The sequence below is a fragment of the Crossiella sp. NPDC003009 genome (genome assembly GCF_053591555.1).
Genome location: NZ_JBSFUA010000031.1, coordinates 76,680 through 94,658, shown reverse-complemented (window position 1 = coordinate 94,658; position 17,979 = coordinate 76,680). Strand labels below are relative to the sequence as shown.

Here is a 17,979-nt window from a genome sequence, read left to right as displayed (position 1 = left end):
CGGACCGGCTCATGCTGAGCGCATGACCGACGTCCTGTCCCCCGGAACGCACACCATCGAGATCGGCGGCATCCGCCAGCGCTACCACGTGGCGGGCGTGGGACCGGTCTGCCTCGTCCACTCCGGCGGTCCCGGCATCCACTGGGAGTACCTGCGGATGCCGGAGCTGGAACGCCACCTGACCATGGTCTACCTCGAACCGGTCGGCACCGGCCGGAGCGGCAGGCTGCCCGACGGCCAGTACACGATGCGCCGCTACGCCGAGTTCGCCGACGGCGTCCTGGACCACCTGGACGGCCCCGAGGTCTACTTCCTCGGTCACTCGCACGGCGCCTTCGTCGGCCTCCAGTTCGCCCTGGACCACTCCGACCGCCTGGCCAGCCTGATCGTCTACGACGGCGCGCCGACCATGGACACCCCCGACTTCGACGCCGAGCTGACCGCGGGCGTCCAAGCCCGCCTGGCCGCCCACCCGGAGAGCCGGTACGTCCGCCGCGCCGCCGAGGCCATCGGTCAGACCAAGATCGAGGACAACGCCTCGATGCTGGCCTACCTGGCCACGATCCTGCCGCTGTACTTCGCCGACTACGCCGCCACCGACCTCTCCGGCTGGCTCGGCACCCTGGGCGCCACCCACGACCCCAACCGCGTGCAGGAGCAGTGGGACATCCGCGACGACCTGACCGCCATCCGCACCCCCACCCTGGTGCTGGTCGGCAGGCACGACTTCATCTGCGGCCCGCGCTGGGCCGCCGAGCTCGCCGACGGCATCCCCGAGTCCCGCCTGGTGGTGCTGGAACACAGCGGCCACTTCGGCCACCTGGAGGAACCGGAGCGCTTCTACCGCGCGATCACCCGGTTCACCGCCGGCTACCGGGTCTCCGCCGCCACCCAGTCCAGGTAGTCCGCCCCGCCCCCGACCACCGGCGTCACGATCAACTCCGGCACGTCATAGCTGTGCCCACCCCGCAACTGCGCCAGCAACTCCTCCACCCGCCCCGCCACGGTCTTGCACTCCACCCGCCACTCCCCATCGGTCTGGGTCGCCCCGTCCCAGCGGTAGACACTGGTCACCGGCACGATCTGGACACAGGCGGCCAGCCGCGCCTCGACGGCGGCGGCGGCCAGCGCGTGCGCGGCCTCGGGGGTGTTGACGGTGGTGGTGACGATCAGGTGTTCGGCCATGGGGTGGACGCTACCGAGGGTGGGACGGGGTGGGTGGGGGTGATCGCGGTAGTCCACCCACAACGACCATCGGGGCGGGTCGCGGTGCCGGTGGCGAGCCTAAGACGACCGGTCATATTCGCGACCTGCTCCCTTTAAGATGACCGGTCACATTCGCTGCCTGCGCAAGACGACCGGTCACATTGAGCGGCGCTTAAGACGACCGGTCATCTAGCGGGGCCACTGAGGTTGCCGAATATGACCGGTCGTCTTGAGGGGCGGGCGGATGCCGTGGTGCGGATGCCATAGCGGGGCTGGCGGGGCTGGCGGGGCTGGGACAGCAGAAGGCCCGGAGGCGTACCCGCCCCCGGGCCTGTCGTTGTTCTGACCCCTGCTTCTTACCCACTACCCGGCCATGCCCCCACGGCCGTCCCGCTCACTGCTGCAACGCGCGCCGGACTGCGACACCTACCCGACCCGCAAGGCTGCGCCCGCCGGCTAGCCCTCGCCGCGCTGGGCCCGCAGGCGGGCCAGCGCCTCCTCCAGGATCGCCTGGCCGTCGGCGTCGGAGCGGCGCTCCTTCACGTAGGCCAGGTGAGTCTTGTAGGGCTCGTTGCGTGGCGCGGCCGGGGGCGCCTGCTCGTTGCGACCTGCCGGGAGCCCGCAGCGCGGGCAGTCCCAGCTCTCCGGTACCTCGGCCTCCAAGGCGAACGACGGCCGGACCTCGTGCCCGTTGGCACAGAAGTAGGCCACCCGTTGCCTCGGCGCCGACTCCCCTCGTTCGGACTCGCCCATTGGGCCAGCACCGACTCGGGTGCCGCGGATCGCGTTACCGCCAGCCATCGACCCTCACTTCCCCCGTCATGTATTTGCCCCTGGTGCCTGTGTTCACTTGTCAAGTCCGGATCCGGACTGTCAACAGTGGGAACGGTCGACGGCCGGATCCGGTTCCCTCAGCCTGCCGCCGCTGGCGCGAGCTTCATCAACAGGCCGACACCGATGATGGAGATCAACCAGATCGCGCCGAAGAACAGCGTGAGCCGGTCCAGGTTCTTCTCCACCACGCTCGAGCCGGACAGGCTCGACTGCATGCCGCCACCGAACAGCGAGGAAAGCCCGCCGCCACGGCCGCGGTGCAGCAGCACCAGGAGCACCAGCACCACGCTGGCCACGATCAACACAATCTGAAGAGTCAGCTTCATCTCATCCTCGCCGTACCGCGGTAGACGTCACAGAGTACCGGTAAGAGCGGCCGACTTGGACCGCCCTCCGGATCATTGCCGTACGTAATGGCGATTGCACTACGTAATGGCCAGATCGCGGCCTTACGGCAGCGGGCCGCCCGCGGCGAGGGCGCAGAGCTTCGCGAACTCCTCGGCGTCCAGGCTGGCTCCGCCGACCAGGGCGCCGTCGATGTCCTCCTGCTTGATCAGCTCGGCGATGTTGCCGGACTTGACCGAGCCGCCGTAGAGCACGCGCACCGCGCCGGCCACCTCGGGGCCGTACTTCTCGGCGAGCTTGGCGCGGATCGCGCCGCAGACCTCCTGGGCGTCAGCCGCGCTGGCCACCCGGCCGGTGCCGATGGCCCACACCGGCTCGTAGGCCACCACGACCTGCTGGACCTGCTCGGCCTTGAGGCCCTTGAGCCCGGCGATGAGCTGGTCGGTGGTGTACTCCACGTGCGTGCCCGCCTCGCGGATCTCCAGCTTCTCGCCGATGCAGAAGATCGGCGAGATGCCGTGCTTGAGCGCGGCGCGCACCTTCTTGTTGACCAGCTCGTCGGTCTCGCCGTGGATCTCCCTGCGCTCGGAGTGGCCCACGACCACCCAGGCGCAGCCGAGCTTGGCCAGCATCGGACCCGAGATGTCCCCGGTGTAGGCGCCGGAGTCGTGCGGCGAGAGGTCCTGCGCACCATAGGTGAGCAGCAGCTTGTCGCCGTCCTTGAGGGTCTGGATGCTGCGGATGTCCACGAACGGCGGCAGCACCGCCACGTCGACCTTGTCGTAGTACTTGTCCGGCAGGGAGAACGCGAACTTCTGGACCAGCGCGATGGCTTCCAGGTGGTTCAGGTTCATCTTCCAGTTGCCTGCGATGAACGGCTTGCGCGCCATCAGTCCTCCAGGACGGTAACGCCGGGGAGTTCCTTGCCCTCAAGGAACTCCAGAGAGGCTCCACCACCGGTGGAGATGTGCGAGAAACCGTCCTCGGGCAGGCCGAGCAGGCGCACCGCGGCCGCGGAGTCGCCGCCGCCGACCACGGTGAAGGCCGAGGAGTCGACCAGGGCCTGCGCCACGGCGCGGGTGCCGCCGGCGAACTCCGCGACCTCGAACACGCCCATCGGCCCGTTCCAGAACACGGTCTTGGCGTCGGCGAGCTTCGCCGCGAACAGCCGCTCGGTGTCCGGGCCGATGTCCAGGCCCATCCGCTCGGCCGGGATGCCGTCGGCGGGCACGACCACCGGGTCCGGCTGGCTCTCGGCGCCGAAGTCGGGGAACTGCTCGGCGGTGCGGACATCGACGGGCAGCACCAGCTCCACGCCGCGCTTGTCCGCCTCGGCCAGAAAGCCGCGCACCGTGTCGAGCTGGTCCTCCTGCAGCAGGGACTTGCCGACCTCGTGGCCCTGGGCCTTGAGGAAGGTGTAGGCCATGCCGCCGCCGATGAGCAGGCGGTCCACCTTGGAGAGCAGGTTCTCGATCACGCCGAGCTTGTCGGAGACCTTGGACCCGCCGAGCACCACCACGTACGGGCGCGCGGTGTCCGCGGTGAGCTTGCGCAGCACCTCGACCTCGGCCAGCACCAGGCCACCGGCGTAGTGCGGCAGCAGCTTGGCCAGGTCGTAGACCGAGGCCTGCTTGCGGTGCACCACGCCGAAACCGTCGGAGACGAAGGCGCCGCCGGGGCCGGCCAGCGCGGCCAGCTCCTGGGCGAACTCGGCCCGCTCGGCCTCGTCCTTGCTGGTCTCGCGCGGGTCGAAGCGCACGTTCTCCAGCAGCGCCACGTCGCCGTCGGCGAGCCCGTCCACCGCGGCCTGCGCGGCCTGGCCGGTGATCTCGGTGATGCCGAGGACCTCGCGCCCCAGCAGGTCGCCGACGCGGACGGCGACCACGCCGAGGGAGAACTTCGGGTCCGGCTTGCCCTTGGGACGGCCGAGGTGGGCCATCACGACAACCCGGGCGCCGGCCTCGGAGAGCTGCTTGATGGTGGGCAGCGAGGCGCGTACCCGGCCGTCGTCGGTGATGACGGAACCGTCCAGAGGAACGTTGAGGTCGGCGCGCACCAGGACGCGCCGACCCGCAACACCCTCGGCCAGAAGATCTGCCAGGGTCTTCACAGTTTTCTCTCCGTCAGAGCTTGGAGGCGACCAGCGCGGTCAGGTCGACCAGGCGGTTGGAGTAGCCCCACTCGTTGTCGTACCAGCCGACCACCTTGACCTGGTTGCCGATGACCTTGGTCAGCGGCGCGTCGAAGATGCAGGACGCCGGGTCGGTGACGATGTCGGTGGAGACGATCGGCTCCTCGCTGTAGCGCAGGATGCCCTTGAGCGCGCCCTCCGCCGCCGCCTTGACCGCCGCGTTGACCTCCTCGACCGAGGTCTCGCGGCCGACGGTGACGGTCAGGTCGGTGGCCGAGCCGGTGGGCACCGGCACCCGCAGCGCGTAGCCGTCCAGCTTGCCCTTGAGCTCCGGCAGCACCAGGCCGATGGCCTTGGCCGCGCCGGTGCTGGTCGGCACGATGTTCAGCGCCGCCGCGCGCGCCCTGCGCAGGTCCTTGTGCGGGGCGTCCTGCAGGTTCTGGTCCTGGGTGTAGGCGTGGATGGTGGTCATCAGACCGCCCTGGATGGTGAAGGTGTCGTGCAGGACCTTCGCCATCGGCGCCAGGCAGTTGGTGGTGCAGGAGGCGTTGGAGATGATGCTCTGCGAGCCGTCGTACTTCTCGTCGTTGGCGCCCAGCACCACGGTCAGGTCCTCGCCCTTGGCCGGGGCGGAGATGATGACCTTCTTGGCGCCACCCTCGTCGATGTGCTTGCGCGCGACGGAGGCGTCGGTGAAGAAGCCAGTGGACTCGACGACCACGTCGACGCCCAGGTCCTTCCACGGCAGCTTGCCAGGGTCACGCTCGGCCAGCGCCTTGATGACCTTGCCGTTGACGGAGATGCCCTCGTCGGTGACCTTCACCTCGCCGTCGAGGCGGCCCAGGATCGAGTCGTACTTCAGCAGGTGCGCCATCGTGGCCACGTCACCCAGGTCGTTGAAGGCCACGATCTCAATGTCCCGGCCGCTGGCGGCCAGCGCGCGCCAGAAGTTGCGGCCGATACGACCAAAGCCGTTCACACCTACGCGAACCGTCACGGTGCGTCTCCTCGAGGTTCGTCCCGGCCGTCCAAGACCGGGCGCATACCGGCGTTTCCGCATTCACCCTAGCGGGCCGGAATCGTGCTGGTCACGGCCACCCGGGGAACTGGCTTGATCGAGACAGAGACCAAGGTCACCGAGAGGCCCCCGCCCTTGCCCTCCAGCAAGGTGGAGATTCGAGCATGGAGCCATGGACGACAACGGCATCCTGCTCTTCCACAACACCATGCGGATCACCGACGGCCACCTGGCCGGGTTCCGCGCCGCCATCGCCGAGGCGGTGGCCTTCGCCCGGCGGCACGGGCCGCAGCTGATGGTCGAGGTCTTCGTCGACGAGCCGCGGATGACCGCGCACAGCTTCCAGCTCTTCGCCGACTCCGAGGCGGTCCGGGCGCACTGGCGGCTGGCCGACCCCTACATCCAGGAGGTGATGGCGCACTGCCGGGTGGACCGCTTCGAAATCTACGGCGAGCCGGAGCCGGACGTGCTGGCCGGCGTGCGGGCGGGGATCGGCGGGGGTGAGCTGTCCCTGGCGCCGCGGGTAGCCGGGTTCCTCCGGTTCGGGACCGCGACCTAGCCCGGCACGACCCCACCGGGCCGGCTTTGCTGCCTGGGCGGCGCGGGGAGCGGGCTGGGCGCGGTCCTGCTCGCGCTCAGCCCGCTCCCGCACCGCCTCCCGCACGGGGTGCGCTAGGCGTCCAGCATGTCCGCGGTGACCGCGCTCTCGGTGTCGCCGACGCCGAGCTCCCGGGCCTTCTTGTCCGCCATGGCCAGCAGACGCCTTATCCTGCCCGCCACCGCGTCCTTGGTCATCGGCGGCTCGGCCAGCTGACCGAGCTCCTCCAGGGAGGCCTGCCGGTGTGCCAGGCGGAGCTGGCCCGCGGCGACCAGGTGGTCGGGGACCTCGTTGCCGAGGATGTCCAGGGCCCGTTCGACCCTGGCGGCGGCGGCGACCGCGGCGCGGGCGGAGCGGCGCAGGTTGGCGTCGTCGAAGTTGGCCAGGCGGTTGGCGGTGGCCCTGACCTCGCGGCGCATCCGGCGTTCCTCCCAGGCCAGCACGCTGGAGTGGGCGCCGAGCCTGGTCAGCAGCGCGCCGATGGCGTCGCCGTCGCGGACCACGACCCGGTCCGCGCCGCGGACCTCACGCGACTTGGCCTGGATGCCCAGGCGGCGGGCCGCGCCGACCAAGGCCAGCGCCGCCTCCGGACCGGGGCAGGTGACCTCCAGGGCGGAGGAGCGGCCCGGTTCGGTGAGCGAGCCGTGCGCGAGGAAAGCCCCGCGCCAGGCGGCCTCGGAGTCGCAGGTGCCGCCGCTGACCACGTGCGCGGGCAGGCCGCGCACGGGGCGGCCCCTGGGGTCGAGCAGGCCGGTCTGGCGGGCCAGCCCGTCGCCGTCCTTGACCACCCTGACCACGTACCGGGTGCCCTTGCGCAGGCCGCCCGAGGTGATCACGTGCACGTCGCTGATGTGGCCGAACAGCTCCTGGATCTCCTTGCGCAGCCTGCGCGCGGCCGACCCGGTGTCGATCTCGGCCTCCACCACCACGCGCCCTGCCACGATGTGCAGGCCGCCGGCGAAGCGCAGCAGCGAGGACACCTCGGCGCGGCGGCAGCAGGTCTTGGTGACGGTGAGACGGCTCAGCTCGTCCTTGACCGAGGCGGTCATCGCCATGGCCGGCCCTCCTTCTCTTCGCCGGGAGCCGGCCTGCCCGGACCGGGGATCTCGGCTAGTGCTTCCTGCAGACTCACCGCGAGCGCCGCCGGGTCGTGCCGGTCCGGGCTGGCGTGGTGACAGATCTTGCGCAGCGTGGTGACCGCGCCGAGGGCGGCCGCGGCCCGGCGCAGGCGGTCGGGGGTGGACACCGAGTCGGTATCGGCCACCACCGCGTCCACCCTGAGCCTGGGCGCGTGCTCGGCGAGCACGTGCAGGTGCTGTTCCGGGGAGAAGCCCTCGGTCTCCCCCGGCTGCGGGACCAGGTTGAGCACGACCACCTTGCGCGCCTGGGTGTGCACCAGCGCCTCGTGCAGCTCCGGGACCAGCAGGTGCGGCAGCACGCTGGTGAACCAGGAGCCGGGGCCGAGCAGCACGACGTCGGCGGCCTCGACCGCGGCCACCGCCTCCTCGCAGGCCCGGGGCGCCTCGTCGCCGGGCGCCGCGCCCTGCAGGCGGACCCGCTGCACCCGGCCGGGTGTGCTGGCCACGGCGACCTGGCCGCGGATCCGGCGCACCGACCTGGGGTCCTCGTCGAGCCCGACCACGTCGGCCTCGATGTCCAGTGGCACCCGGCACATCGGCAGCACCCGTCCACGCACTCCCAACAGTTTGCGCACCTCGTCCAGCACCGCCACCGGATCGCCGAGCACCTCGAGGAGCCCGGCCAGCACGAGGTTGCCCACCGCGTGCCCGGCCAGCGCGCCCGAACCGCCGAAGCGGTGCTGGAACACGTCCGTCCACAGTAGACGATCTTCATCCTGGTCCGCCAACGCGGTCAGCGCCTTGCGCAGATCGCCCGGCGGCAGCAGCCCGAGCTCGCGGCGCAGCCGCCCCGAGGAGCCGCCGTCGTCGGCCACCGTGACCACGGCGGTGACGTCGTCGGTGAGCCGCCGCAGCGCGGACAGCGTGGCCTGCAGGCCGTGGCCGCCGCCCAGCGCGACGGCGCGCAGCGGCCTGCCTGGCTCGTCGTCGGGTGCCAGCGTCACTCCCGCCCCAGGTCCCGGTGCACGACCTTGACCGCCATGCCGTCCTCCTTGGCCAGCAGCCCGGCCAGCTGTTCGGAGATCGCCACGCTGCGGTGCTTGCCACCCGTGCAGCCGATCGCCAGGGTCAGGTACCGCTTGCCCTCGCGGCGGTAGCCTGCGCCGATGAGCCGCAGCAGCTCGTGGTAGCGCTCCAGGAACTCCTCCGCGCCCTCCTGGGAGAGCACGTAGTTGCGCACCGCCTCGTCCAGGCCGGTGAAGTCGCGCAGTTCCGGGATCCAGAACGGGTTGGGCAGGAACCGCACGTCCATCACCAGGTCGGCGTCCATCGGCAGGCCGTACTTGTAGCCGAAGGAGAGCACGGTGACCCTGGTATTGGCCGAGGTCTCGCTGCCGAAGGCGTCCTCGATCTTGGCGCGCAGCTGGTGCACGGACAGCGCGGAGGTGTCCAGCACCAGGTCGGCCTCCTCCCGCAACGGAGTCAGCAGCCTACGCTCGTTGGCGATGCCGTCGGCCAGCCGCCCGTCGCCCTGCAGCGGGTGGCCGCGGCGGACGTGCTCGAAGCGGCGGATCAGCACCGCGTCGGTGGCTTCCAGGAACAGCACCTTGGGCTTGTAGCCGCGCGCGTCCAGGTCCTTGATCACCGCCGCCAGGTCGTCGGTGAAGGCGCGGCTGCGCACGTCCATCACCACCGCGACCCTGGAGATGACGCCCTGGGCCTGCGCGCCCAGCTCGACCATGGTGGCGACCAGTTCGGGCGGCAGGTTGTCCACCACGAACCAGCCCAGGTCCTCCAGGCACTTGGCGGCGGTGCTGCGGCCGGCTCCGGACAAGCCGGTCACCACCGCCACCTCGACGCCGGACTTCTCCTCGGTCACCCGTCCTCCTGCTGTCGCGGGACTTGCTTGTCGTCCTTGTTCTGCAACGCCACCAGCACCGCCAGTGCCGTCTGCCGCCCGACCCCGGGCACCTCGGTGAGCTGCTCGACGCTGGCCGCGCGGAGCTTGCGCACCGAGCCGAAGTGCTTGAGCAGCGCGGTCTTGCGGGACTCGCCCAGGCCCGGCACCTCGTCCAGCGCCGAGGTGGTCATCCGCTTGGACCGCTTCTGCCGGTGGTAGCGGATGGCGAAGTCGTGAGCCTTGTCCCGAACCTCCTGCAGCAGGTACATCGCCGCGCTGTTGCGGGCCAGGATCACCGGATCGGGGTCGGCGGGCAGCCAGATCTCCTCCAGCCGCTTGGCGATGCCGATGACCGCCACATCCTGCACGCCCAGCTCGGCGAGCACGTCGGCGGCGGCGTTGACCTGGGGCGCGCCACCGTCGATGACGAGCAGGTTGGGCGGGTAGGCGAACCGCTTGGGGCGGCCGGTGGCCGGGTCGATACCGGGCCTGGTCTCGGCTTCGGCCGCCTCGACCTCGCCGGAGACCGGGGCGGTCTGGGCGATCTCCTCGACGTCGGCGCGGTGCCGGGCGAAGCGGCGGCGCACCACCTCGGCGATGGAGCCGACGTCGCCGCCCACGTCACCGGTGTCGGCGTCGCCGCGGATGGCGAAGTGCCGGAACTCGGACTTGCGCGGCAGGCCGTCCTCGAAGACCACCAGGGAGGCCACCACGTCGGTGCCCTGGATGTGGCTGACGTCGACGCACTCGATCCGCAGCGGCGCGGTGTCCAGCGCCAGCGCGTCCTGAAGTTCTTGCAGGGCAAGGGATCGGGCGGTGAGGTCACCGGAGCGGCGCAGCTTGAACTGGGTGAAGGCCTCGGCGGCGTTGCGCGCCACCGTCTCGGCCAGCGCGCGCTTGTCCCCGCGCTGCGGCACCCGCAGCTGCACCCGGGAGCCGCGCAGCTTGGACAGCCACTCGGTGACGGCCTCGGCCTCCGGCGGCAGCTCGGGCACCAGCACCTCGCGCGGCACCGCCTCTCCCCCGCCGCCGTCGGCCTGTTCGCCGAGCTCGTTCTGCTCGCCGTAGAACTGGGTGAGGAACTGCTCGACCAGGCCGGGGGTGTCGACCTCCTCGACCTTGTCGATCACCCAGCCGCGCTGGCCGCGGACCCGGCCGCCGCGCACGTGGAAGACCTGCACCGCGGCCGCCAGCTCGTCCTGGGCGAAGGCGATCACGTCGGCGTCGGTGCCGTCGCCGAGCACCACGGCCTGCTTCTCCATGGCCCGGCGCAACGCGTCCAGGTCATCGCGCAGCCGGGCGGCCTTCTCGAACTCCAGCTCCTCGGCCGCGGCCTGCATCTGCTTTTCCAGGCGGCGCATCATGGTGTCGGTGCGGCCGGAGAAGAAGTCGCAGAAGTCCTCGACGATGTCCCGGTGCTCCTCGGCGCTGACCTTGCCGACGCAGGGCGCGGAACACTTGTCGATGTAGCCGAGCAGGCAGGGGCGGCCGATCTGGCTGTGCCGCTTGAACAGCCCGCCGGTGCAGGTGCGCGCGGGGAAGACCCGCAGCAGCAGGTCGATGGTCTCGCGCAGCGCCCAGGCGTGGGAGTACGGGCCGAAGTAGCGCACGCCCTTGCGCCGCGGGCCGCGGTAGACGTGCAGCCGCGGGAACTCCTCGCCGACGGTGACCGCGAGCATCGGGTAGGACTTGTCATCGCGGTAGCGGACGTTGAACCGCGGGTCGAACTCCTTGATCCAGGAGTACTCCAGCTGTAGCGCCTCCACCTCGGAGGACACCACGGTCCACTCCACCGAGGCGGCGGTGGTGACCATCTGCCGGGTGCGCGGGTGCAGGCCGGAGAGGTCGGCGAAGTAGGAGTTGAGCCGGCTGCGCAGGCTCTTGGCCTTGCCGACGTAGATGACCCGCCCGGTGCCGTCGCGGAACTTGTACACGCCGAAGGAGTCCGGGATGGTCCCTGGCGCTGGGCGGTAGGTGGACGGATCGGGCACGCGGTAAGCCTACGGCGAGTCACCGACACCGGATTGCCAGGTCTGGCCAGTGGCTCGCAAAGACAGGCGGAGGGAGGTGCCACGCCATCACCGTGACTTGGTGGACGCCTTCCGGACGAACGACTCCTCCGGCCAGAAGGTGTCGCCCAGCATCAGCTCATCGAAGAGCACGCAGACGGCTCCGGGGGTGTCCTCGGAATCCCAGACGGCCGAGATGTTCCGGCCACGTTCGTTCCCGTACCGGCTCAGCCAGTAGATCCTGTCGCCCGGCCTGAGCGCGAACGCCGATACGCGCTCCCGGTTCGACGACCTACGAGTACTCGGTTGTCCGAGCCGCGCGCCGAAACCGTACTCCGCGGTCGGCCGGGGCATCGCCAGAGCTGTCACGTGCGTCGATGTTGGTGTTGGGCGGTGGATCGTCGGCGGCGGGTTCGCGAGCCCACTGAGTCGCGTCGAAGCAGGCCGCCAGCCACTGCGCCTCGGCCGTGCCGATGTGCTCCGATGCCAGTCGAGGTCGCTGTGCAGCAGGGTTGAACGATGTGGTTGTGTCGCTCCAGAAGTGTCCGCAGCGCGTTGACCGCCGCACGGCTGGGTCTGCGAGCGTCAGGCGCCTTCGGCAACGGATCCCCCGGACATGGTGCGCCGCGACCGGACAGGTGGTCCGCATTCGCAACACGGGCTAGATCAGGATGATCCGCTCCCCGTCGACCTTCACCGGGATCTGGGTGAGACCCGCTTCGGCCGGCCCCTTGCGGAGTTCGCCGGTCTCGCCGTCGAAGGCGCTGCCGTGCGTCGGGCAGTCGATCACGCCGCCGACCGGTGGGCTGATCAGGTTGCCCTTGTGCGGGCAGCGCGGGTCGAAGGCGCGCACCGCGCCGTCCTTGGCCCGCACGATGAGCAGGATGCCGTTGCCCTCGGTCTCCACCAGCGCGCCGCCGACCGAGGGCAGTGCGGACAGCCGGGCCAGCTCGGCGCCGGGTTTGGCGGTGCCGGTGCCGCCGGTGCGCGGGGGCTTGCCGTCGCCGCAGGCGGCCGCGGAACCGGCCAGGGCGAGTAGTCCGCATAGGACCGTTCGGCGGGGTAACGGCGTCGGCATGCCGCACATCCTAAGAAAACCCCGGAATGTGTCTAGTCCTCGAAACGGTCAACTCTGGCGCGGACCTCGGGGGCGCAGCCGCGTTCGGCGGCGGCGCGGCGGGCGGCGTCCCGGTCGCCCTCCCAGAGCAGGATCTCCACCAGGGCGGTGTTGCGGGTCAGCTCGTCCTCGCCGGGCTGGCGCAGCCATCTGAGCACACGTTGGCGTTCCCGTTCCCAGGACTTGTCGTGGTCGGCGACCGCGCGCAGCCGCAGGAAGGCGTCCAGGCCGGGGCGGGCGCGGAAGGCGGTGCGGCGCAGCTCGACCGCGCGGTCCAGCCTGCCCAGCCGGACGCACTGGTCCACCGCGAGGTCGACCAGCCTGGGCACCGCGCCGGTGCCCTTGGCCGCGACCAGGCCGCGTTCCACCCAGGCCAGGGCCTGTTCGCTGCGGCCGGCTTCCTCCAGCACGGAGGCGATGCGCAGGTACTGCCAGGCGGTGGACAGGTCGGTGGCCAGGATCTGCACGGTGAGGTCGGAGTCGCCGGTGTGCGCGGCCAGCTCCTCGACCAGCTTGGTGACCGCGGCGCGGTGCCGGTCGTAGCGGCCGGGCTGGCCGAAGCGGATGGTGGGCAGGCCGCGGCAGGCGGACTCCGCGCCCTGCCGGTAGTAGGCGAGCCCGGCGCTGCCCAGCGCCTCGGTGTACTCGGCGAGCCGGACCTCGGGGCCGTCGGGGTGGGTGAGCTGGAGCCGGATCAGCCAACCGGCCAGCCGGTAGGGGTCGGGGCGGACCAGGCGGCAGGCGGTGGCGTGCGCGGCCAGCGCCCGCTGGGCCAGGTCGGCCAGCTCGTCCCACTGGCCGGTGACCTGGTGCGCGGCCCCGGCGAGCACGTCGACGACCTGTTCGGCGAACTGCACGGCCTCCTGGGCGCGGCCGTCGGAGACGAGGTCGTGCAGGGACTGGACCACCTGGTGCAGCCGTTGCCAGTGCGCGGTGTCGTCGTGGTGGCTGGGCGGGGACAGCGAACCGTGCAGTGCGCCGCGCAAAGCAGCGACATCGTGGAACTCGTCCCCTGCCCGGCCCGCCACGAACAGATGAAACCGCACGCACCGAGACCGGCGCGCGGGCTGACCCCGTTCAGCGCAACGGATACGACCAGGTGGTCCAGCGTGCTGCGGCTAGGCGGCCGAACGCAGCGCGGCCGGCGCGGTCAGGCTCCACACCGCGTGCGCGATCGCGTTGGTGTTGCGGGTCAGCGCGGTGGCGTTGACGTTGTTCACCCCGTCGCAGGAGCGGTGGTAGCAGGGGTCGAACGCCTGACCGGCGGTGCCGCCCCACTTCTGCGCCTGCGCCGCGGTCTTGCGGCCCTCGGCGCCGGTGAAGGTGCCGCCGGTGGCGATGCCCGCCCTGGCGAAGGCGGCGTGGTCGGAGCGGCCGCCGACGCTGGTCTGCTCGGTCTGCACACCGGCGCCGCGGAAGTAGTTCTCCAGCAGGGTGGTCAGCGCCGCCGAGCCGGTGGGCTGGCCGGCGCTGCTGTAGACGAAGTAGCCGGGGTTGGGCGAGCCGATCATGTCGAAGTTCAGGTAGGCCTTGATCTGGGCCTTCTGCGCCGCGGACAGGCTGGCCACCCACCGGGTGGAGCCGATCAGGCCCAGCTCCTCCGCGCCCCACCAGCCGAAGCGCAGGTGCTTGGTGGTCTTGAGCTGCTGCCTGGCCGCGGTCAGCGCGACCTCCAGCAGGCCGGCCGAGCCGGTGCCGTTGTCGTTGATGCCGGCGCCCGCGCTGACGCTGTCCAGGTGGCCGCCGAACATGATGGTGTTGTTCTCATCGCCGCCGGGCCAGTCGGCGATCAGGTTGTAGCCGGTGGCGCCGCTCTGGGTGAAGGTGTGGATGGTGGTGCGGTAGCCGGCGGCGTCCAGCTTGGCCTTGATGTAGTCCACCGAAGCCTTGTAGCCGGGGCGGCCGTGCGCCCGGTTGCCGCCGTTGGCCGCGGCGATCTTGCCCAGCTCGGTGAGGTGCGCCTGGATGCTCGCGGTGGGAATGGTCGGTGGCGCGGTGGGCGCGGCCGCGGTCGCGGTGCCGGCGATGCCGCTGACGACCAGTGCGGCGGTGGCCGTCACCGAGCCGAGAACGAGTCGGAGTTTCACGCAGACCTCCCGATCAGGCTGATCGCGCAGGGTTGCGATCAGTGTCACGGTGAGTCTCGAACGGGGGTGGCCGTGGGCGGTACCCGACTTTTGTCGGAAACAGTTAGCGGTATTGCGATGAATGCATACCCACGGTGAGTGAAAACGCCGAACGCCGCCCCCGGTTTCGCGGGAGCGGCGTTCGGCGGGAAATTCTCGGCGTTACTTGGTCTCGCCGTCGGACAGCTCGGTCGAGTCACCCGGCTGAGCCGGTGCCGGTGCCGGTGCGGCAGGCGCGGCGGGGGCGGCCGGGGGTTCCGGCGCAGGTGCGGGCTCGGGTTCGGCGACCGGGGCCAGCACCGGCGGCGGGACCGAGGAGCGGCCGGGCGGGGGCACGTCCTTCTGCGCGACCGCGGTGGCCTCCTTGACCGCGCGGGCGATCTCCGGGTCGGGCGCGGTGTCGAACCAGGACGCGATCGACTCGTCGTCCTCCTCCGGCTTGGACTCGGTGTCCGCCGGCGGGGCCTCGTAGCGGAAGACGCCGTCCTCGCCCTTGCTGCCGAACATCTTCGCGAAGCCCTGCAGCGCGTCGCCGAACTGGCTGGGCACCATCCACACCGTGTTGGAGTCGCCCTGCGCCATCTGCGGCAGCGTCTGCAGGTACTGGTAGGCCAGCAGTTCCGGCGTGGGCCTGCCCGCCTTGACCGCGGCGAAGACCTTCTCGATCGCCTTGGCCTGGCCCTGGGCCTGCAGGTAGCGCGCGGCCCGCTCACCCTGGGCCTTGAGGATGCGGCTCTGCCGCTCGCCCTCGGCGGAGAGGATCGCGGCCTGCTTGCCGCCCTCGGCGGCCAGGATCTGGGCCTGCTTCTGGCCCTCCGCGGTCTTGATCGAGGACTCCCGCTGACCTTCCGCGGTGAGGATCATGGCGCGCTTCTCCCGGTCGGCGCGCATCTGCTTCTCCATCGAGTCCTGGATGGAGGGCGGCGGGTCGATCGCCTTGAGCTCGACCCTGGCGACCCGGATGCCCCAGCGGCCGGTGGCCTCGTCGAGCACGCCGCGCAGCTGGCCGTTGATCGAGTCACGCGAGGTCAGCGTCTGCTCCAGGCTCATGCCGCCGACCACGTTGCGCAGGGTGGTGGTGGTGAGCTGCTCGACGCCGATGATGTAGTTGGAGATCTCGTAGACCGCCGCCCGCGGGTCGGTGACCTGGAAGTAGACCACCGTGTCGATGGACACCGTGAGGTTGTCCTCGGTGATCACCGGCTGCGGCGGGAAGGAGACCACCTGCTCGCGCAGGTCGATCCGGGCCCGCACCCGGTCCAGGAACGGGACCAGCACGTTCAGCCCTGGGGCCGCGACCGTGCGGAAGCGGCCCAGCCGCTCGATGACCGCCGCCTGAGCCTGCGGGATGACCAGCACTGCCTTGACGACAGCCACCAGCACCAGCAGGACTATGACGGCGACGACAATGACCGCGCCCAACCCAGCCTCCAACGCCTCAGCCTTCCGCCCACACGACCGCGGTCGCTCCAGCGATATCCATGACGGTGACGGCCCGTCCGGCCTCGATCACCTGCGTCTCGTCGTAGGCGCGGGCCGACCAGATCTCGCCACCGATCTTCACCTGACCACTGTGAGCGTCCACAGTGGACAGTACTATGGCCTTGCCGCCGACCAGCGCCTCGACGTTGGTCTTGACGTGGTCCCCGGCCAGCATCCGGCGGCGCAGCGAGGGCCGCACCGCGGCCAGCAGCACCACCGAGGTCACCGCGAACACGGCCACGTCGATCCACAGCACGTCGATCACCGCGGCCGAGCCCGCCGCGGCCAGGGCCGCCGCGCCGATCATGAGCAGCACGAAGTCACCGGAGAGCATTTCCGCTGCCAGCAACAGGACTCCGGCTACCAACCAGACCAGGGCCGCCATGACGCCCATCGTGTCAGAGTGCCGATGCCGTTGCCGACCGTGACCAGCCGCCGTGACCTACGTGTGATCTACCGGGCGATGGGTATCACCCGATCCGGGTTCAGTCCTGTGGACCGACAGTGACGAAGTCGATGAGCCGTTCCACCGCTCCGACCAACGGCGTCTCCAGGTCCCGGAACCCGCGCACCCCGGAGAGCACCCGCCGCCAGCCCGCCGGTGGCTCGCCCCAGCCCAGCTCATCGCACACGCCGGTCTTCCAGTCCTGGCCGCGCGGCACCACCGGCCACTGCCGGATGCCTGCCGAGGCGGGTTTGACCGCCTGCCAGATGTCCACGTACGGGTGGCCGGTGACCAGCACGTCGGGGTGCGCGGCGGCGGCGACGATCCGGGACTCCTTGCTGCCCTCGACCAGGTGGTCCACCAGCACGCCGAGCCGCCTGCGCGGACCGGGCTGGAACTCCGCGATCCGCTCGGCCAGCGCGTCGATGCCGTCCAGCGGCTCCACCACCACGCCCGCCACCCGCAGGTCGTGGCCCCAGACCCGTTCCACCAGCTCGGCGTCGTGAATGCCCTCCACCCAGATCCGGCTGGCGGCCGCGGTCTTGGCGCGCAGCCCGTCGACCCGCACCGAACCGGAGGCCGAGGTGCCGGGTCCGGCGGGCTTGGCCGCGGGTTTGACCAGCGTCACCGGCTGCCCGTCGAGCAGGAAGGCGGCCGGGCGCAGCGGGAACAGCCGCTGCCTGCCGTGCCGGTCTTCCAGGACCACGTTGCCGCCGTCGACGCGCAGCACCGCGCCGCAGAAACCGCTGGCCGGGTCCTCCACGACCAGGTCCGGCTCGGCCGGCACCTCGGGCACGGCGCGCCGCTTGGGGCCGCCGGCGAGCACATCACGTCCGTAGGGATCACCAGAGAAGGTGGGCACGAGGCACACCCTAGTAACCTCGTCCGGTGCCTTGTGCCAGCGCGACCATGGCGGTGTGGACCTCCGCGTGGCTGAACGGTTCCGCGGCCTCCGATGACGTGCTCGACGCCCTCCAGGCGTGGGGTGAGCTCCAGGAGGTCACCGCGGGGGACGAACACGCCGCCGAACGGTTCGACCTGCCGTTGCCCGACGACCGCCCGGTGGGCCCCGCCCTGCTGCTGGCCTGCCTGCGCCGGGCCGGGGCCCGCGCCGGCGCGCTGGTCCTGCCCGCCCCCGGCGACGTGCGCGGACTCGGCGGGCCTGGCCCGTTCCAGGTGGCCGCGTTGCGCGCCGAGGAGGCGGTGGTGCTGCCCTCGGCCGCCATGGGCCTGGTGCCGGAAGAGGTGGCCGAGGGGGTGCTGCGCTGGTCGGTGTACGCCCTGCCCGCGCCGCCGAACCTGGAGTACGTGCCGATCGGCGAGGCCGAGCACCGGATGGCCGAGGCGGTCCGCGGCGCCGCGGCCACCCTGGTCTCCCTCGATGTGGCCCGGCACCGTCCCGGTGTGCGCACCGAAATCGACGCGGCCCTGCGCGCTCGTCCCCGCACCCCGTGGCCGCAGGGCATGCCGGGCCGGTCGCTGCGGGTGCTGGAACGGGCCGCGGAGGTGGCCGCGATCGTGCGGGCCGCGATGGGCGACCCGGACGGCGGCACGGTGTCCGCCTCCGCCGCCAGGGCCAGGGTGGCCGCGCTGCGCCCGCTCTCCGACGCGGTCCGCGCGGCCCGCTATGCCGCGGTGGCCGAGGCCGTCCGCCTGTTCAGCGACCAGGCGGGACGGCACTAGCCAAGG

Annotated in this window: 20 protein-coding genes; 3 read left to right on the top strand and 17 right to left on the bottom strand. The window is 71.3% G+C overall.

What is annotated here, in order from left to right:
- The first annotated feature begins 22 nt into the window (after positions 1-22).
- Positions 23-904 (top strand): alpha/beta fold hydrolase, encoded by an 882-nt coding sequence (locus tag ACWDY5_RS27715; RefSeq protein WP_449725083.1) that lies wholly within the window; start codon positions 23-25, stop codon positions 902-904.
- Here ACWDY5_RS27715 and cutA read toward each other — a convergent pair.
- The 6 genes from cutA to gap form a co-directional block, all read right to left on the bottom strand.
- Positions 871-1,185: a divalent-cation tolerance protein CutA gene (gene cutA, locus ACWDY5_RS27710; RefSeq protein ID WP_449725082.1), complete on the bottom strand. Its 315-nt coding sequence runs from the start codon at positions 1,183-1,185 to the stop codon at positions 871-873. The genes ACWDY5_RS27715 and cutA overlap by 34 nt on opposite strands.
- 477 nt (positions 1,186-1,662) lie before the next feature.
- Entirely contained in the window at positions 1,663-2,007 is a 345-nt protein-coding gene (locus tag ACWDY5_RS27705) for an RNA polymerase-binding protein RbpA (RefSeq protein ID WP_252481650.1), read from the bottom strand.
- A gap of 110 nt (positions 2,008-2,117) precedes the next feature.
- Complete coding sequence (gene secG / locus ACWDY5_RS27700) at positions 2,118-2,366, bottom strand: preprotein translocase subunit SecG (protein WP_449725081.1); 249 nt, start codon at positions 2,364-2,366, stop codon at positions 2,118-2,120.
- Positions 2,367-2,489: 123 nt separating this feature from the next.
- A complete protein-coding gene (tpiA, locus tag ACWDY5_RS27695) occupies positions 2,490-3,275 on the bottom strand; it encodes a triose-phosphate isomerase (RefSeq protein WP_252481648.1) in 786 nt (261 codons plus the stop codon).
- Positions 3,275-4,495, bottom strand: coding sequence for a phosphoglycerate kinase (locus ACWDY5_RS27690; RefSeq protein WP_449725080.1), 1,221 nt, complete (start codon positions 4,493-4,495; stop codon positions 3,275-3,277). The genes tpiA and ACWDY5_RS27690 overlap by 1 nt, the downstream gene beginning before the upstream one ends.
- Before the next feature lie 13 nt (positions 4,496-4,508).
- On the bottom strand, positions 4,509-5,513 hold the full coding sequence (gene gap / locus ACWDY5_RS27685; protein WP_252481646.1) for a type I glyceraldehyde-3-phosphate dehydrogenase: 1,005 nt from the start codon (positions 5,511-5,513) through the stop codon (positions 4,509-4,511).
- 193 nt (positions 5,514-5,706) lie between these two features.
- On the opposite strand from gap, the gene ACWDY5_RS27680 reads away from it, so the two are divergent.
- Positions 5,707-6,093, top strand: coding sequence for a hypothetical protein (locus tag ACWDY5_RS27680; protein ID WP_449725079.1), 387 nt, complete (start codon positions 5,707-5,709; stop codon positions 6,091-6,093).
- Positions 6,094-6,206: 113 nt separating this feature from the next.
- On the opposite strand, the gene whiA is transcribed toward ACWDY5_RS27680, so the two are convergent.
- From whiA to ACWDY5_RS27625, 11 genes are all read right to left on the bottom strand, one after another.
- Complete coding sequence (whiA, locus tag ACWDY5_RS27675) at positions 6,207-7,187, bottom strand: DNA-binding protein WhiA (RefSeq protein WP_252481644.1); 981 nt, start codon at positions 7,185-7,187, stop codon at positions 6,207-6,209.
- A complete protein-coding gene (locus ACWDY5_RS27670) occupies positions 7,178-8,179 on the bottom strand; it encodes a gluconeogenesis factor YvcK family protein (protein WP_449725099.1) in 1,002 nt (333 codons plus the stop codon). Before ACWDY5_RS27670 ends, whiA begins: the two co-directional genes overlap by 10 nt.
- Positions 8,180-8,211: 32 nt before the next feature.
- The gene (gene rapZ, locus ACWDY5_RS27665; protein WP_449725078.1) at positions 8,212-9,090 is read right to left on the bottom strand and encodes an RNase adapter RapZ; all 879 of its coding nucleotides are present in this window, start codon (positions 9,088-9,090) and stop codon (positions 8,212-8,214) included.
- Positions 9,087-11,102: an excinuclease ABC subunit UvrC gene (gene uvrC, locus ACWDY5_RS27660; protein ID WP_449725077.1), complete on the bottom strand. Its 2,016-nt coding sequence runs from the start codon at positions 11,100-11,102 to the stop codon at positions 9,087-9,089. The genes rapZ and uvrC overlap by 4 nt, the downstream gene beginning before the upstream one ends.
- An 87-nt stretch (positions 11,103-11,189) precedes the next feature.
- Positions 11,190-11,489, bottom strand: coding sequence for a hypothetical protein (locus ACWDY5_RS27655; protein ID WP_449725076.1), 300 nt, complete (start codon positions 11,487-11,489; stop codon positions 11,190-11,192).
- A 292-nt stretch (positions 11,490-11,781) separates the two neighbouring features.
- Positions 11,782-12,198: a Rieske (2Fe-2S) protein gene (locus ACWDY5_RS27650; RefSeq protein WP_449725075.1), complete on the bottom strand. Its 417-nt coding sequence runs from the start codon at positions 12,196-12,198 to the stop codon at positions 11,782-11,784.
- A gap of 32 nt (positions 12,199-12,230) precedes the next feature.
- Positions 12,231-13,283, bottom strand: a complete 1,053-nt coding sequence (locus tag ACWDY5_RS27645; RefSeq protein WP_449725074.1) for a hypothetical protein — start codon at positions 13,281-13,283, stop codon at positions 12,231-12,233.
- 72 nt (positions 13,284-13,355) lie between these two features.
- Entirely contained in the window at positions 13,356-14,324 is a 969-nt protein-coding gene (locus tag ACWDY5_RS27640) for a M28 family metallopeptidase (protein WP_252481639.1), read from the bottom strand.
- Positions 14,325-14,525: 201 nt separating this feature from the next.
- On the bottom strand, positions 14,526-15,746 hold the full coding sequence (locus tag ACWDY5_RS27635) for an SPFH domain-containing protein (RefSeq protein WP_449725073.1): 1,221 nt from the start codon (positions 15,744-15,746) through the stop codon (positions 14,526-14,528).
- A 55-nt stretch (positions 15,747-15,801) separates the two neighbouring features.
- Positions 15,802-16,230: an NfeD family protein gene (locus tag ACWDY5_RS27630; protein WP_449725098.1), complete on the bottom strand. Its 429-nt coding sequence runs from the start codon at positions 16,228-16,230 to the stop codon at positions 15,802-15,804.
- Between the two features lie 100 nt (positions 16,231-16,330).
- Positions 16,331-17,152, bottom strand: a complete 822-nt coding sequence (locus ACWDY5_RS27625) for a DUF3097 domain-containing protein (protein ID WP_449725072.1) — start codon at positions 17,150-17,152, stop codon at positions 16,331-16,333.
- A gap of 47 nt (positions 17,153-17,199) precedes the next feature.
- On the opposite strand from ACWDY5_RS27625, the gene ACWDY5_RS27620 reads away from it, so the two are divergent.
- Entirely contained in the window at positions 17,200-17,973 is a 774-nt protein-coding gene (locus tag ACWDY5_RS27620) for a hypothetical protein (RefSeq protein WP_449725097.1), read from the top strand.
- Positions 17,974-17,979 lie beyond the last annotated feature (6 nt).

What these genes read in the sequence shown, in the direction of transcription:
- ACWDY5_RS27715 (WP_449725083.1), top strand. Translation starts at nt 23, where the DNA reads ATGACCGACGTCCTGTCCCCCGGAACGCACACCATCGAGATCGGCGGC.
- cutA (WP_449725082.1), bottom strand. Translation starts at nt 1,185, where the DNA reads ATGGCCGAACACCTGATCGTCACCACCACCGTCAACACCCCCGAGGCC.
- ACWDY5_RS27705 (WP_252481650.1), bottom strand. Translation starts at nt 2,007, where the DNA reads ATGGCTGGCGGTAACGCGATCCGCGGCACCCGAGTCGGTGCTGGCCCA.
- secG (WP_449725081.1), bottom strand. Translation starts at nt 2,366, where the DNA reads ATGAAGCTGACTCTTCAGATTGTGTTGATCGTGGCCAGCGTGGTGCTG.
- tpiA (WP_252481648.1), bottom strand. Translation starts at nt 3,275, where the DNA reads ATGGCGCGCAAGCCGTTCATCGCAGGCAACTGGAAGATGAACCTGAAC.
- ACWDY5_RS27680 (WP_449725079.1), top strand. Translation starts at nt 5,707, where the DNA reads ATGGACGACAACGGCATCCTGCTCTTCCACAACACCATGCGGATCACC.
- whiA (WP_252481644.1), bottom strand. Translation starts at nt 7,187, where the DNA reads ATGGCGATGACCGCCTCGGTCAAGGACGAGCTGAGCCGTCTCACCGTC.
- ACWDY5_RS27650 (WP_449725075.1), bottom strand. Translation starts at nt 12,198, where the DNA reads ATGCCGACGCCGTTACCCCGCCGAACGGTCCTATGCGGACTACTCGCC.
- ACWDY5_RS27630 (WP_449725098.1), bottom strand. Translation starts at nt 16,230, where the DNA reads ATGGCGGCCCTGGTCTGGTTGGTAGCCGGAGTCCTGTTGCTGGCAGCG.
- ACWDY5_RS27620 (WP_449725097.1), top strand. Translation starts at nt 17,200, where the DNA reads ATGGCGGTGTGGACCTCCGCGTGGCTGAACGGTTCCGCGGCCTCCGAT.